The organism is Corynebacterium sp. USCH3 (assembly GCF_037619475.1).
Taxonomy (GTDB): Bacteria; Actinomycetota; Actinomycetes; order Mycobacteriales; family Mycobacteriaceae; genus Corynebacterium.
Window position 1 is genome coordinate 102,101 of the sequence record NZ_JAQPZT010000007.1, and the last position, 12,685, is coordinate 114,785.

The 12,685-nt window shown below is 68.9% G+C and carries 14 protein-coding genes; 9 read left to right on the forward strand and 5 right to left on the reverse strand.

Features of this window, described 5'->3' with window-relative positions; genetic code table 11:
- Positions 1 to 20: 20 nt before the first annotated feature.
- Positions 21 to 1,124 (forward strand): phosphoribosylformylglycinamidine cyclo-ligase, encoded by a 1,104-nt coding sequence (gene purM, locus PQI66_RS14710; RefSeq protein WP_339999311.1) that lies wholly within the window; start codon positions 21 to 23, stop codon positions 1,122 to 1,124.
- A 181-nt stretch (positions 1,125 to 1,305) separates the two neighbouring features.
- Here the strand turns inward: purM and PQI66_RS14715 are convergent, their stop codons facing one another.
- Positions 1,306 to 1,485, reverse strand: coding sequence for a DUF3073 domain-containing protein (locus PQI66_RS14715; RefSeq protein WP_038553056.1), 180 nt, complete (start codon positions 1,483 to 1,485; stop codon positions 1,306 to 1,308).
- Positions 1,486 to 1,660: 175 nt separating this feature from the next.
- The gene (ygfZ, locus tag PQI66_RS14720; RefSeq protein WP_339999279.1) at positions 1,661 to 2,893 is read right to left on the reverse strand and encodes a CAF17-like 4Fe-4S cluster assembly/insertion protein YgfZ; all 1,233 of its coding nucleotides are present in this window, start codon (positions 2,891 to 2,893) and stop codon (positions 1,661 to 1,663) included.
- Positions 2,894 to 2,954: 61 nt separating this feature from the next.
- Here ygfZ and PQI66_RS14725 point away from each other — a divergent pair, with 61 nt between their 5' ends.
- The gene (locus PQI66_RS14725) at positions 2,955 to 3,863 is read left to right on the forward strand and encodes an aminodeoxychorismate lyase (protein WP_339999280.1); all 909 of its coding nucleotides are present in this window, start codon (positions 2,955 to 2,957) and stop codon (positions 3,861 to 3,863) included.
- 12 nt (positions 3,864 to 3,875) lie between these two features.
- On the opposite strand, the gene PQI66_RS14730 is transcribed toward PQI66_RS14725, so the two are convergent.
- Complete coding sequence (locus PQI66_RS14730; protein WP_339999281.1) at positions 3,876 to 4,514, reverse strand: FABP family protein; 639 nt, start codon at positions 4,512 to 4,514, stop codon at positions 3,876 to 3,878.
- 39 nt (positions 4,515 to 4,553) lie between these two features.
- The gene (locus tag PQI66_RS14735; protein ID WP_339999282.1) at positions 4,554 to 5,408 is read right to left on the reverse strand and encodes an LmeA family phospholipid-binding protein; all 855 of its coding nucleotides are present in this window, start codon (positions 5,406 to 5,408) and stop codon (positions 4,554 to 4,556) included.
- Positions 5,409 to 5,584: 176 nt separating this feature from the next.
- On the opposite strand from PQI66_RS14735, the gene PQI66_RS14740 reads away from it, so the two are divergent.
- The 7 genes from PQI66_RS14740 to PQI66_RS14770 all read left to right on the forward strand — a co-directional run bounded on the left by PQI66_RS14740 (position 5,585) and on the right by PQI66_RS14770 (position 11,941).
- A complete protein-coding gene (locus tag PQI66_RS14740) occupies positions 5,585 to 6,265 on the forward strand; it encodes a winged helix family transcriptional regulator (RefSeq protein ID WP_339999283.1) in 681 nt (226 codons plus the stop codon).
- Between the two features lie 12 nt (positions 6,266 to 6,277).
- Positions 6,278 to 7,255, forward strand: a complete 978-nt coding sequence (mshD, locus tag PQI66_RS14745; protein WP_339999284.1) for a mycothiol synthase — start codon at positions 6,278 to 6,280, stop codon at positions 7,253 to 7,255.
- A gap of 133 nt (positions 7,256 to 7,388) precedes the next feature.
- Positions 7,389 to 8,495, forward strand: coding sequence for a phosphate ABC transporter substrate-binding protein PstS (gene pstS / locus PQI66_RS14750; RefSeq protein ID WP_339999312.1), 1,107 nt, complete (start codon positions 7,389 to 7,391; stop codon positions 8,493 to 8,495).
- Between the two features lies 1 nt (position 8,496).
- Entirely contained in the window at positions 8,497 to 9,603 is a 1,107-nt protein-coding gene (gene pstC / locus PQI66_RS14755; RefSeq protein ID WP_339999285.1) for a phosphate ABC transporter permease subunit PstC, read from the forward strand.
- 15 nt (positions 9,604 to 9,618) lie between these two features.
- Positions 9,619 to 10,560 carry a phosphate ABC transporter permease PstA gene (pstA, locus tag PQI66_RS14760; protein WP_339999286.1) on the forward strand — a complete coding sequence of 314 codons (942 nt, stop codon included), beginning with the start codon at positions 9,619 to 9,621 and terminating at the stop codon, positions 10,558 to 10,560.
- Between the two features lie 22 nt (positions 10,561 to 10,582).
- Positions 10,583 to 11,359, forward strand: coding sequence for a phosphate ABC transporter ATP-binding protein PstB (gene pstB / locus PQI66_RS14765; RefSeq protein WP_339999287.1), 777 nt, complete (start codon positions 10,583 to 10,585; stop codon positions 11,357 to 11,359).
- A 63-nt stretch (positions 11,360 to 11,422) separates the two neighbouring features.
- The gene (locus tag PQI66_RS14770; protein ID WP_339999288.1) at positions 11,423 to 11,941 is read left to right on the forward strand and encodes a gluconokinase; all 519 of its coding nucleotides are present in this window, start codon (positions 11,423 to 11,425) and stop codon (positions 11,939 to 11,941) included.
- On the opposite strand, the gene phoU is transcribed toward PQI66_RS14770, so the two are convergent.
- Positions 11,938 to 12,675: a phosphate signaling complex protein PhoU gene (phoU, locus tag PQI66_RS14775; protein ID WP_339999289.1), complete on the reverse strand. Its 738-nt coding sequence runs from the start codon at positions 12,673 to 12,675 to the stop codon at positions 11,938 to 11,940. The genes PQI66_RS14770 and phoU overlap by 4 nt on opposite strands.
- Positions 12,676 to 12,685 lie beyond the last annotated feature (10 nt).

A 12,685-nucleotide genomic window follows, 5' to 3' on the forward strand; every position in this document is an offset into this window, starting at 1 on the left:
GCGTATTTACTGTGACTGACCTGACCGATCCCCGCGACAACTCCGGCGCCGCCGCCGAGGGAGCGAGCTACGCTGCCGCCGGCGTGGACATCGAGGCCGGCGACCGTGCCGTCGAGATGTTCGCCCCGTTGGCCAAGAAGGCCACCCGACCCGAGGTCCGTGGCGGACTCGGCGGCTTCGCCGGGCTCTTCGCCCTCGGGGACTACGACAAGCCGCTCCTGGCGTCCGGGTCCGACGGCGTCGGGACCAAGCTTGCGGTGGCCCAGGCCATGGACAAGCACGACACCATCGGCCGCGACCTGGTCGCCATGGTCGTCGACGACTTGGTGGTCTGCGGCGCCGAACCGTTGTTCCTGCAGGACTACATCGCCATCGGCAAGGTCGTCCCCGAGCACGTCGCCGAGATCGTCTCCGGTATTGCCGCGGGCTGCATCGACGCCGGCTGCGCCCTCCTCGGCGGCGAGACCGCCGAACACCCCGGGCTGATGGAGCCCGGCGAGTACGATGTCTCCGCCACCGCGGTCGGCGTCGTGGAAGAGGCCAAGCTGCTGGGGCCGGACCGGGTGCGCCACGGTGACGTCGTCATCGGCATGGCCAGTTCCGGCCTGCACTCCAACGGCTACAGCCTCGCCCGCCACGTCCTGCTGGAGACGGCGGGCCTGGAGCTCGACGGCTACGTCTCGGACTTCGGGCGGACCCTCGGTGAGGAGCTGCTGGAGCCGACGAAGATCTACGCCCTCGACTGCCTCGCGCTCGCCGCCGAGTGCGACGTGCACACCTACTCCCACGTCACCGGTGGCGGACTGGCCGCCAACCTGGCGCGTGTGATCCCCGAGGGGCTCGTCGCCGAGCTCAACCGCGGCTCCTGGGAGCCGGCCCCGGTGTTCCGCACCATCGCCCAGCTGGGCAAGGTCTCCCAGGACGAGATGGAGAAGACCTTCAACATGGGTGTCGGCATGGTCGCCGTCGTCGGCGAGGACGACGCCGAGCGGGCACTCGCCATGCTCACCGCCCGCCACATCGACGCCTGGAACCTGGGTCACGTCAGGCTCGCCGCCGAGGACGGCTCGGAGAACGAGTCTGCGGCGCGTGCGGAGCTCGTGGGGGAGTACCCGCGGACCTGAGCGGGAGGACCGGCGTCCTGCCCCGGCTGAGCGGCCGAGGAACCGGGGGCGGGGGGGGGGGGGGGGGCCCCCCCCCCCCCCCCCGCCCCCGGAGTCGTTACAGCGACGCAGGTACGCGAAAACCGGCGGTCGGGGTGACCCGAGCACCGGCGTTCACTGCCTGGGGGGAGGGAGAGGGCCGTCAGCGGCCCTCGTCCTCCTCGGCACTCCAGTCGTCCCACTCCTCGTAGTCGTCTTCGGTGGAGTGCCCACTTTCAGTGGACAGCTCGCGCTGAAGACTCTCGAGATCCATGTCTGGAGAGCTGTACTTGAGCTGACGGGCAACCTTGGTTTGCTTCGCCTTCGCACGGCCGCGACCCATGGCCTGACCCCCTCGGGTTGTCAATGGATGTCACTGGAGCAGCCAGGGATTTGAGCTGCTCTCGCATCTTTGAGTGATTCTGTTCTGCCCCCACCATAGCGGGTGAAGGCGCGGTTGTCAGAAACGGCCCCGCCCCGAATCGCGTGTCAGTACGGTAACTGCAGGTGAACGGCGGTCAGATCTTTCCCTTCAGTTTGTCCACCGCCGCCCGGCCCGGGCGCACCGTGGTGTCGACGACGATGTCGTCGGGGTCCACGGCGGCATCGACACCGTCGACCGTCAGGGCGGGGGTCTCGTTTCCGCCGGTCTCCCGGTCCGCCGCGAGCTTCTCGATGACCTGGCGTTTCACCAGGGCGAGAGCGACCGGACCGTCGTCGGCGTCCTGGACGGTCAACCCGATCCGGCCGACACTCCGGCCGCCGGCGAGCACCGCCGCGCCCACCTCGGGCAACGACTGGCCCGACCCGTCGAGCTGCAGGACCACCAGCTGCCGTGGCGGACGGCCCAGGTTGTGCACGCGCGAGACCGTCTCCTGGCCCCGGTAGCAGCCCTTGTTCAGGTGCACGGCGGAGGAGGTCGGGCCGTCGTCGGCCCGGGCCAGCTGGGTGGCGCCGTGTGCACCGGGGGTGTCGCCGATGAACACGGGGACCTCGTGCGGGATCACCCGCTCGTCGGTGTCGACACCGAGCAGGGGCTGCCGGTCCCGGATCCGGAGGGCGTCGGCCGCCCACCCGCCGACGGGGACGGCCCCGTCCGCGACGAGGGCGTCCCAGGAGTCCGTCAGCGTGTCGGTGTCGACCCACACATCGGTGACCGGGTGGCCGCCGAGCGTGCGGGTCGCCCAGAACCTGGCACCCGGGACGCCCGCCCCGGCCGGTGCGCCGGTTCCGGCGGCCGTCGACGGTGACTCCGCGGGGGCGGACGCCGGGTTGACCACGCTGAGCAGTGACAGGGCCGGGGTGGAGACCTCGACCTGCGCCCAGAACACCATCCGGGTCAGGAAGTCGGCGAGGGCGGCGGCGTCGGAGTCTCCGGTGGCGTCCAGCAGGAAGGTGTCGTCGTCCACCGCGGCGATGCCGAAGGCATGTTCGACCCTGCCCTGGATGTCGAGGATGAGCCCCCGCGTGCACGTCCCCACCGCCATGGCGTTGACCTTCTGGGAGATGAGGTCGTTCAGCCACGTCGCGGCGTCGGCACCGGTCACGAGGATGGCGGTGTGCGACCACCCGTCGATCACCCCGGTGCCGCCCTCGTCCACGATCGACTGCTCGATGAGCGGCCGTCCATAGTGCCTCGCCGTGGCGACCAGGAACTCCCGGTGCCCCTCGACTCCCGAACCGTCTTCCGTGCTTGCCCCCGGTACGTGGTCGACCAGGGGACTGACCAGGGGACTGTGCGTCTGACTCACACCGTCCACCCTAGTACTCATCACCGCCCGTGTCAGGGGTACGCCCCCTACACTGGTCTCCATGGACGCCATCAGCACCAGTGAGACTCCCCTCGACAACCCCCGTGACGTGGCCGTGGACGTCCGTCCCGCGGAGGTGTTGCCGCCGCAGACCATCGACCCGACCGTGCCGGTGATGTACATCGACGACCTTGCCGCGCGTCGGGGCGACGGCATCTTCGAGACGATGATGGTGCGGGCCGGTCGCGTGCGCAACCTCGACCTCCACCGCGACCGGTTCGTCCGGGGGGCCTCGTTGCTGGATCTGCCGGCCCCGGACGTGGACCGGTGGCTGCAGGCCACGGACATGGCGCTGGCGGCCTGGGACGACCTCGGCGGCGGCGCGGCCGCCCTGCGCTGGATGTACTCCCGCGGGCGCGAGTCGACCGGCGAGGTCACCGGGTGGGTGACCGTCAGTGCGGAGTCGGCGTCGGTGGTGCGTCAACGCGAGCAGGGGGTCCGGGTGATGACGGCGCACCGGGGGTTCAGTCTCAGCGTCTCCGAGGACTCCCCGTGGGCGCTGGTGGGCGCGAAGACGCTGTCCTACGCCATGAACATGGCGGCCCTCCGCCACGCTGCGTCGCAGGGGCTGGACGACGTCATCTTCATCGGCGACGACGACCGGGTCCTCGAGGGGCCGACCTCCACCGTCGTGGCGGTCACCGGCCGGACGATGGTCACCCCGGCCCAGCAGGCGGGGGTGCTCCCCGGCACGACCCAGGCGGCGTTGTTCGCCGTGGCGCGTCGGGACGGCTGGGAGACGGAGCGGCGCCCGTTGACGGTGGCCGACCTGCGTGCCGCCGACGGCGTCTGGCTGGTCTCCTCGGTGCGCATCCACGCCCGTGTCACGGAGATGGACGGTGTCGCGCTGCCCCGTCCGGACGTGGCCGCTGAGGTTGAGGCGCTGGCCGTCGAGGCGGCCACCGCCTGAGGGGCGTCCCGTCTAGCCGATGACCCGGGACAGCTCGGCGGACATCCACGGCGCCAGTTCGCCGCTGCCACCGTTCTCGGCCCGCTCGTCGACCCAGCCGAGGTTGTTGTTCGGCATCAGGCCGTAGAGCCGCTTACCGGGGCCGAAGGCGCGGGGGCCGGTCTCGGAGGCCATGGTCGATGCGCTCTCCAGCTCCCAGGCGCGCTCGGTCCGGGGGCGGCCGTACATGACCTCGACGACACCGGTGCTGTGCACGGTGAGGAACTCGATGTCGTCCTTGTCGCTGATGCGCAGGAACCCGGTCTCACGGACGTCCTGGCCGGTCGCCTCGCCGTTGTCGTCGAGACGCCAGATCCGCGAGTTGTAGCTGATGTAGTTCTCGCCGTCGTGGGCGAAGACGATCTGCTGGCCGAAGGCGTACTCGTCGGAGCCGCCGACGGGTGAGGCGTGGCCTTCGCCGCGCCAGACACCGACGAGGGGCAGCAGGGCCAGCAGTCCGTCGTGCAGGTTCGGTCCCTGCCGCAGGTTGGCGGTGTCCTCGGCGACGGGGAGGTCACCGATGGTCGGGATGTTGCGCCCGGCGGTCTGCTTGGCCTGCTCCTCCGCGCGGGCGACGGCCTCGTTACCTGAAATGGGGTTCTCGCTAGTCATGTGTGACAGCGTACCGGGTCGCCCCCCGACGGGCCGGGTTCAGAGTCCCGCCTGCTCGTCCTCGTCCAACGGGCCCGAGCGTGGGGCGAGGTCGGCGACACTGACCCGCGTGAAGTTCTGCTCCGCCTCGATGAACAGGGTGCCGCCGGCGGTGTACACCCGCCGCGGCGGACTGCGGAAGGGCAGGCTGTCGCCGGGGAGTTCCAGCGTGAACGCGTCGAGCACGCGGTCGCGCACCTGGTCGTCCAGGTCCTCCGGGGCGGTGGCGTGCGGGGTGTCGGTGATCTCGGTGGGGGTGAGGTAGACGTCGCCCTGCCAGACGCGCAGCCGCACACCTACCTCGTAGCGTCCGGCGTCCTCCGCCGGCAACCCCTCGGGTGAGCCGGAGAGGTAGCCCTCGGTCTCCCACCCGCCGGTGGGGGAGGAGTCGTCCTGGGAGGCCAGTCCGAGGTCGGCGATCCCCATGCGGTCGCCGAGTTCGACGGTGTCCATCTGGATGCGGGTGAAGACCTCCTTCGCCGGTGCGTCGGAGAAGTCCCCGGACAACACCGCGTCCCGGCCGAGGGTGATCTTCGTGGCGGACGAGGACACCGTCACCCGTCCGAAGCCCGGGATCTCCACGTCGGTGGACTCCACCTGGATCGACGGCACCTCGTGGGTGATGGCGGCCGCGAGGTAGGGCAGGCCGGTCACCTGGACGTGCGGCGGGGTGGCCAGGTGGGACTCGCGGAAGATGCGGTCGGAGATCTTCTTCTCCACCCGGGCGGCGACCAGACTGTCCGCCACGACGGCGACGCCGAGCGTGGCGACGAGCACGGCGACCACGGTCAGGACGACGGTCGTCACCGTGCGTCGGGGACGGCGTCCGGTGCGCTGGTGGGTGGTGTCGGTCACCGCCCCAGCATACAAAGCGGCCGGGGTTGCGACGAATGGGCAGATTGTTACGTCTTCGTTTCGATGCTGTTGCGGTGGTCGGTCACCAGGATTGTGCAGGTCCGGCCGGTGTAAAGTGGTGACGGTGCCGGAGCGGAGCGTTCCCGGCGAGTCACACCGAAGGAAGGACGACGGCCGTGAAACTGACCGTGCTCTCTGACAAGAACGAGGTCTCAGAGGTACTTCCGTCGCTGGCCCTGCTGTCCCACGAGGTCGTGCTCCTCCCGCCGGCGCCGGGATCCGTCAAGGAGATCGGCGGTGCCGAGGTGGTGATGATCGACGTCACCGGGAGCAACCTGCTGGGTGCCCGCGACCTCTGCCGGTCGGTCGCCGCCGCGTACCCCACGTTGCCGGTGTCCGTCGCCATCGAGGAGACCAGCGTCATCGCGTTGGACGGGTCCTGGGCGGTGGACGACTTCCTGCTCCCCTCGGCGACCCCGACCGAGGTGGATGCGCGCCTGCGCATGCTGATGACCCGGCGCCCCGTGCCCGTGGAAGAGGCGGAGGACAGCCAGGTCGCCACGATCGGCGGACTGATCGTCGACGAGGTCACCTACGTCGCCCGCGTCGAGGGACGACCGCTGGACCTGACGTACAAGGAGTTCGAGCTGCTGTACTTCCTGGTCAAGCACGCGGGCCGGGTGTTCAGCCGGGAACAGCTGCTGCAGGACGTGTGGGGCTACGACTACTTCGGGGGCACCCGCACCGTGGACGTGCACGTGCGCCGGCTGCGCGCGAAGCTCGGTCACGAGTACGAGAAGGTCATCGCCACGGTGCGTAATGTGGGGTACAAGGCAGTGGAACTGGACGCACCGTAGGAGTGAACCGCGATGAACGCCGAGAACAAGACACTGAACCCTGTGCACCGGGAGTATTTTCCGGGGGACCCCGACCGGTCGGACGAGGTCAGTGAGCAGGTGACACGCCTTCTCGCCGCCGCCGAGGAGGCCGACGGGGTATCGCCGTACAGTGAGGCGTTCCTGCGCAGCGTCAGCGGCGCGGGAGGCGGTGACGGATACCGGCACCTCACCGCCGAGGTCGACGGACGGGTCGTCGGGGTGGTGTCGGTGAACCCGTCCTACGTCGCCGAGCTGGCCGTCCACCCGGACGCACGCCGCAGCGGGGTGGCCACCGGCATGCTGCGGGAGATCGGTCGTCACCTGGACGTGGAACGCCAGCTCAGCGTGTGGTCGCACGGCGACCTGGGGTCGGCGAAGGGGTTCGCCGACGGACGTCGGGCCCGCATCGTCCGCGAACTGCTGAAGATGTCGGTGGACTGCACCGACGCCGCACGACGCGACGACCTGCTGGCCCGTCGTGACCGGGCGACCGCCACCGTGGACGGCGAGGGGCTCACCGTCCTGGACTACCCGGCGGCCTGTGAGGCCTTCGGCGCGGACCACGTGGACGACGAGTGGCTGCGGGTCAACAACGAGGCCTTCGCCTGGCACCCTGAGCAGGGCGGCTGGGACTCCGGAACACTGCAGGGCGCCCGGGACACCGACTGGTTCGACCCGTCGGGGGTGATCTTCCTCTTCGACGACCGCGAGTGCCTGGGATTCCACTGGACGAAACGTCCGGAGGGAGACCCCCACGGTGAGGTGTACGTCGTCTGCCTGGCCGACGCGGCCCGCGGACGGGGCCTCGGTGGCCCGATGACGTTGTTCGGCATCGGCTACCTGCTGGACGGCGGTGCCGAGGCCGTCGACCTCTACGTGGAAGGCGACAACACCCCGGCAGTGGCCACCTACCGTCGGCTCGGGTTCGAGGTCGTCCACCGGGATGTCGTGTACCGCGGAATGATCTGACACGGAAGACACGGAAAAGGGCCGAGTATTCATCTTCCGTTCACCTTCACGGTGTCTGGTGTCCACCACGGGTCGTTAACGTACGGTGCGTCGTCAACCCACAACGCATGTGTAAGGACTACCCACTGTGAAGATCTCGACCACCCGCCGCCGCACGCTGACTGCTGCGGCAGCGACCGTCGCCGCCGGTTCCCTCGTCCTCACCGGATGCTCGAACTCGGGCAACGGTGACGGGGACTCCGCCGCCGAGAGCTCCTACGACCTCTCAGCCACCCAGGGTGAACTCCGCGGCGAGGGCGCCAGCTCCCAGCAGAAGGCGATGGAGCAGTTCGGTGTCGCCTACTCGTCCGCGGTCCCCGGCGCGGTGCTGGCCTACAACGCCACCGGTTCCGGTGCCGGCCAGAAGCAGTTCATCGCCAACCAGGTCGACTTCGGTGGGTCGGACTCCCCGCTCGACGAGGAGCAGGCCGCGGCTGCCGCGACGCGCTGCGAGGACAACCCCGCCTGGCACCTGCCGATGGTCGTCGGCCCGGTCGCGGTGGCTTTCCACCTCGACGGTGTCGACGAGCTGAACCTCTCCGTCGAGACCGTCGCCCGGATCTTCAAGGGCGAGATCCGCACCTGGAACGACGAGGCCATCGCCGCGGAGAACGAGGGCGTGGACCTGCCCGACCAGCCGATCGACGTCCTCTACCGCGCCGAGGAGTCCGGGACCTCGGACAACTTCCAGAAGTTCCTGAAGACCGCCACCGACGGACTGTGGGAGGACGAGGGCAAGACCTTCCCGACCCGCGTCGGCTCCGGTGCCCAGGGGTCCTCCGGCGTCGCCGACCAGGTCAAGGCGACCAACGGCTCCATCACCTACGTCGAGTCCGGTTTCGCCACCGCCAACGACCTGGGCATCGCCAACCTCGACTTCGGTGCCGGCCCCACCGAGCTCAACGCCGAGACCGTCAACAAGGCCCTCGACCAGGTCGCCTTCTCCGGTGAAGGCAACGACCTCGTCGTCGATTCCGATGCGCTGTTCGCCATGAAGGAGGAGGGCGCCTACCCGCTGGCCCTCACGACCTACGAGATCGTCTGCTCCGCCGGGTACGACGAGGAGACCGGTGCCCGGGTCAAGGACTTCCTGCACACCATCCTCGACAACCAGAACGACCAGCTGGAAGAGGCCGGCTACATCCCGCTGGGCGGCTCCTTCAAGGAGAAGCTCGAGACCGCCGTGGACGCGCTCCAGTAGCATGGCCAACTCACACGCGGGGACAGAGTCGGGTGCAGGGTCCGGTCCGGGGCCCGGTGCTGCGTCCGGCGCGGACCTCGACGCCGCCGACCGGGACGGGGAGAAGCGTCAGGGAGCGACGGCGTCCGGCCGTGCCGGGAACGCCGGTGGCGACGGCACCGTGAAGCGGACCGGCGACCGGATCTTCGAGTCGCTGTCCACCGGTGCCGCCGTGCTGATCACGGTGCTCATCGGGGCCATCGGTCTGTTCCTGCTCCTCCAGGCGGTGCCCGCCCTGTCGCGGGAACGCGACGGGCTGTTCAGTTTCTTCACCTTCGGTGACCGGTGGGACCTGAACCACAGTTCGAACGACGGCGGCTGGATGCAGTTCGGCATCCCGAACATGTTCTTCACCACCGTGATGGTCTCGGTGCTGGCGCTCATCATCGCGATGCCGGTCGCCCTCGGCATCGCGGTCTTCCTGTCGAACTACTGCCCGAAGCGGGCGGTGCGCCCCCTGGGCTTCGTCATCGACCTGCTGGCGGCGGTGCCCTCCATCGTCTTCGGCATCTGGGGCATGCAGGTCCTCGGCCCCGCCCTCGGCGGCTTCTACGAATGGCTCGTCGGCTGGGCCGGCGGGTTCATCCTCTTCGACTGGGAGCAGGGCACGTCTCCGGCATTCGCCACCAGCCGGAACATCTTCACCGGTGGTGTGGTGCTGGCGATCATGATCCTGCCGATCATCGCCGCCACCGCCCGGGAGGTGTTCGTCCAGACCCCGCGCGGGCAGATCGAGGCCGCCCTGGCCCTCGGTGCGACCCGCTGGGAGGTCGTGCGGACGACGGTGCTGCCGTTCGGCAAGTCCGGGTACATCTCCGGCGCGATGCTCGGCCTGGGCAGGGCACTGGGGGAGACGATGGCGCTCTACATGGTCATCGCCTCGGCGCCCGGTTTCCGCGGCTCGCTGATGGACGGCGGCACGACCTTCGCCACCGCCATCGCCAACGCCGCCCCGGAATTCAACGACGACCTCAAGGCCGGTGCCTACATCGCCGCCGGTCTGGTGCTGTTCGTGCTGACCTTCCTGGTCAACGCCGCGGCCCGGTCACTGGTCAACAACAGGAAGTAGCGGAGGACGACACCGATGGCCACCAGCACGCCCACGGGCCCCACCGAACTCGACAACCGTCCGCACTCCGCGCTCGCCCCGAGCGGGTTCACCGACATCTCCGCCGGCCGTAAGGCCCGCAACGCGACGGCCACCGTCGTCATCTACGCCACGATGGGCCTGGCGATCCTGCCCCTGGTCTGGGTCCTGTTCGTCCTGGTGCAGCGCGGTGTCCCCGCGCTGCTCAGCGTGGACTGGTGGGTCTACGACATGTTCGGGCAGCTCTCGAACGTCGCCGGCGGCGGCATCGTGCACGCCGTCATCGGGACACTGACCCAGGTGGCGGTGACCACGGTGATCTCCGTGCCGGTCGGGGTGTTCACCGCCGTCTACCTCGTGGAGTACTCCCGGGGCGGCTGGTTGGGCCGCACCACCACCTTCATGGTCGACATCCTCACCGGCGTCCCCTCCATCGTGGCGGCGCTGTTCGTCTACGCACTGTGGATCACCATGTTCGGTTTCGAACGGTCCGGCTTCGCCGTCTCCCTGTCCCTGGTGCTGCTGATGGTGCCGGTGATCGTCCGCAACACCGAGGAGATGCTGCGCATCGTCCCGATGGACCTGCGGGAGGCGGCCTACGCCCTGGGCGTGCCGAAATGGAAGACGATCGTCCGCGTCGTGCTGCCGACCGCCCTCTCCGGCATCGTCACCGGCGTGATGCTCGCCGTCGCCCGCGTGATGGGGGAGTCCGCCCCCGTGCTGATCCTCGTCGGGGCGACACCGGTGATCAACTGGAACGTCTTCGACGGCAACCAGAGTTCCCTGCCGCTGTTCATGCTGGAGATGTACAAGCTCCAGGCCAGTGACGAGGTGCTCGCCCGACTGTGGGGCGCGGCACTGACCCTGGTGATCCTCATCGGTGCGTTGAACATCAGCGCCCGGATCATCTCCAACAAGTTCTCGATCAAGTCCAGCTAAAGAACGGTAAAGGTTCAACACCATGGCGAAACGCCTCGATCTCCACGACGTGAACATCTTCTACGGGGACTTCCACGCGGTGAAGGACGTCAACCTGGAGGTCCCGCCGCGCTCGGTGACGGCGTTCATCGGACCGTCGGGTTGCGGCAAGTCCACCGTCCTGCGCACCCTCAACCGGATGCACGAGGTCATCCCCGGCGCCTACGTCGAGGGCGACATCCTCCTCGACGGGGAGAACATCTACGGACGCAGCGTCGACCCGGTCGCCGTGCGCAACACCATCGGCATGGTCTTCCAGAAGGCGAACCCGTTCCCCACGATGTCGATCGAGGAGAACGTGATCGCCGGGTTGAAGCTCTCGGGCGAGAAGAACAAGAAGAAGCTGCGCGAGGTCGCCGAGCGCTCCCTGCGGTCGGCCAACCTGTGGGAGGAGGTCAAGGACCGCCTCGACAAGCCCGGCGGTGGGCTCTCCGGTGGTCAGCAGCAGCGCCTCTGCATCGCCCGTGCCATCGCCGTGGAACCCGAGGTCCTGCTGATGGACGAGCCGTGCTCGGCGCTGGACCCGATCTCGACACTGGCGGTGGAGGACCTCATCCACGAGCTGAAGGAGGATTTCACCATCGTCATCGTCACCCACAACATGCAGCAGGCGGCGCGGGTGTCCGACCAGACGGCGTTCTACTCCCTGGAGGCCACCGGCAAGCCGGGGACGCTGGTCGAGGTCGGCCCCACGAAGAAGATCTTCGAGAGCCCGGAGCGCAAAGAGACCGAGGACTACATCTCCGGACGCTTCGGGTAGACCTTCCCCACCCCCGCGGGCGGATCTGTGCCAGAGTGGGGGCACAGTGGAAAGGAGTCGGTGATGGCACCGGTACATATCGTCCTGATGGGGGTGAGCGGCAGCGGCAAGGCGCCGCTCGCCGCGGAACTGCAGAAGCGCACCGGTTTCACGGCGGCCACCGCCGTGGACCTGCAGCCTGACGAGGTCCGCCGCAAGATGCAGGAGGGTGGCTTCCTCACACCGGAGGAACGCCTGCCGTGGGCGTACGCGATCCGGGACTGGCTCACCGAACAGGCGGAACAGGGGAACTCGACGGTGGTGGTGAGCCTGGGGTTGGGACGCCGGGCACGCGACATCTTCCGTGAGGCCGAGGGGTTCGTCTTCTTCGTGCACGTGCACGGTACCGCCGACGTCATCCGTGAACGCTCGCTGAAGCGTACCGGGGCCTACCCTGAGGAGGACGTCCTGCAGGCGCAGTACGCCGAGCTGGAACGGCTACGTGCGGACGAGGCGGGGGTGAGGGTGGACGCGGCACAGACCCCGGAGGTCCTGGCGGACGCCGCACTCGCGGCGTTGTCCGTCGCCAGCCGCGCGGACTAGAAGGAGTCCGAGCCGTAGCGGCGGCGGATCTCGTCGAACTGCTCGCGCATGGTCTCCTGCTGCTCCTCGGAGCGGCGGGAGGTCTCGTACTCCTGGGGACGCTTCCCCGTGGCCAGGTAGACCACGCGGGTGCCGATGTTCACCGCGTGGTCGGAGTAGCGCTCGAAGAACCGTGACAGCAGGGTGACGTCCACCGCCGCGGAGACGGGGTAGGGCCACTCCTTCTTGCCGGTGATGTAGAACATGTGCTCGTGGAGGTCGTCGACGGCGTCGTCGTCGAGCGCCAGCTCCATCGCCTTCTCCGGGTCGTAGGTCACCAGGACGTCGTGCAGCTTCTCGCCGATACCGTCCACCAGACGCGCCATCTCACGGAAGTAGGGCTGGGTGGTCTCCGGGACCGCGGACTCCGGGTGGCGGCGTCGGGCGGTGCGGGCGATGTGCACCGCGAGCGTCGCCATCCGGGCGAGATCCTCGACGATGTAGGTGCCCGAGACGACCTGGCGCAGGTCGCGGGCGACGGGGCCCTCCAGGGCGAGCAGTTCGAAGGAGCGCGACTCGGCGCTCTGGCGGAGCTCCTCGATCGAGGAGACCGAGCTCAGAACCTGCTCGGCGGTGTCGATGTCCTGGTTGAACAGGGCGTCACACGCCTGCGACATCATCTGCCGGACCTGGTCGGCCATGACGGCGAGTTCATGGGCGAAGATCCGCATCTGTTCCTGGTACACGGTGCGCATGGCGCCAGTG

What these genes read in the sequence shown, in the direction of transcription:
- PQI66_RS14770 (WP_339999288.1), top strand. Translation starts at nt 11,423, where the DNA reads ATGGCACCGGTACATATCGTCCTGATGGGGGTGAGCGGCAGCGGCAAG.
- PQI66_RS14715 (WP_038553056.1), bottom strand. Translation starts at nt 1,485, where the DNA reads ATGGGTCGCGGCCGTGCGAAGGCGAAGCAAACCAAGGTTGCCCGTCAG.
- PQI66_RS14725 (WP_339999280.1), top strand. Translation starts at nt 2,955, where the DNA reads ATGGACGCCATCAGCACCAGTGAGACTCCCCTCGACAACCCCCGTGAC.
- PQI66_RS14730 (WP_339999281.1), bottom strand. Translation starts at nt 4,514, where the DNA reads ATGACTAGCGAGAACCCCATTTCAGGTAACGAGGCCGTCGCCCGCGCG.
- phoU (WP_339999289.1), bottom strand. Translation starts at nt 12,675, where the DNA reads ATGCGCACCGTGTACCAGGAACAGATGCGGATCTTCGCCCATGAACTC.
- pstC (WP_339999285.1), top strand. Translation starts at nt 8,497, where the DNA reads ATGGCCAACTCACACGCGGGGACAGAGTCGGGTGCAGGGTCCGGTCCG.
- pstA (WP_339999286.1), top strand. Translation starts at nt 9,619, where the DNA reads ATGGCCACCAGCACGCCCACGGGCCCCACCGAACTCGACAACCGTCCG.
- pstB (WP_339999287.1), top strand. Translation starts at nt 10,583, where the DNA reads ATGGCGAAACGCCTCGATCTCCACGACGTGAACATCTTCTACGGGGAC.
- mshD (WP_339999284.1), top strand. Translation starts at nt 6,278, where the DNA reads ATGAACGCCGAGAACAAGACACTGAACCCTGTGCACCGGGAGTATTTT.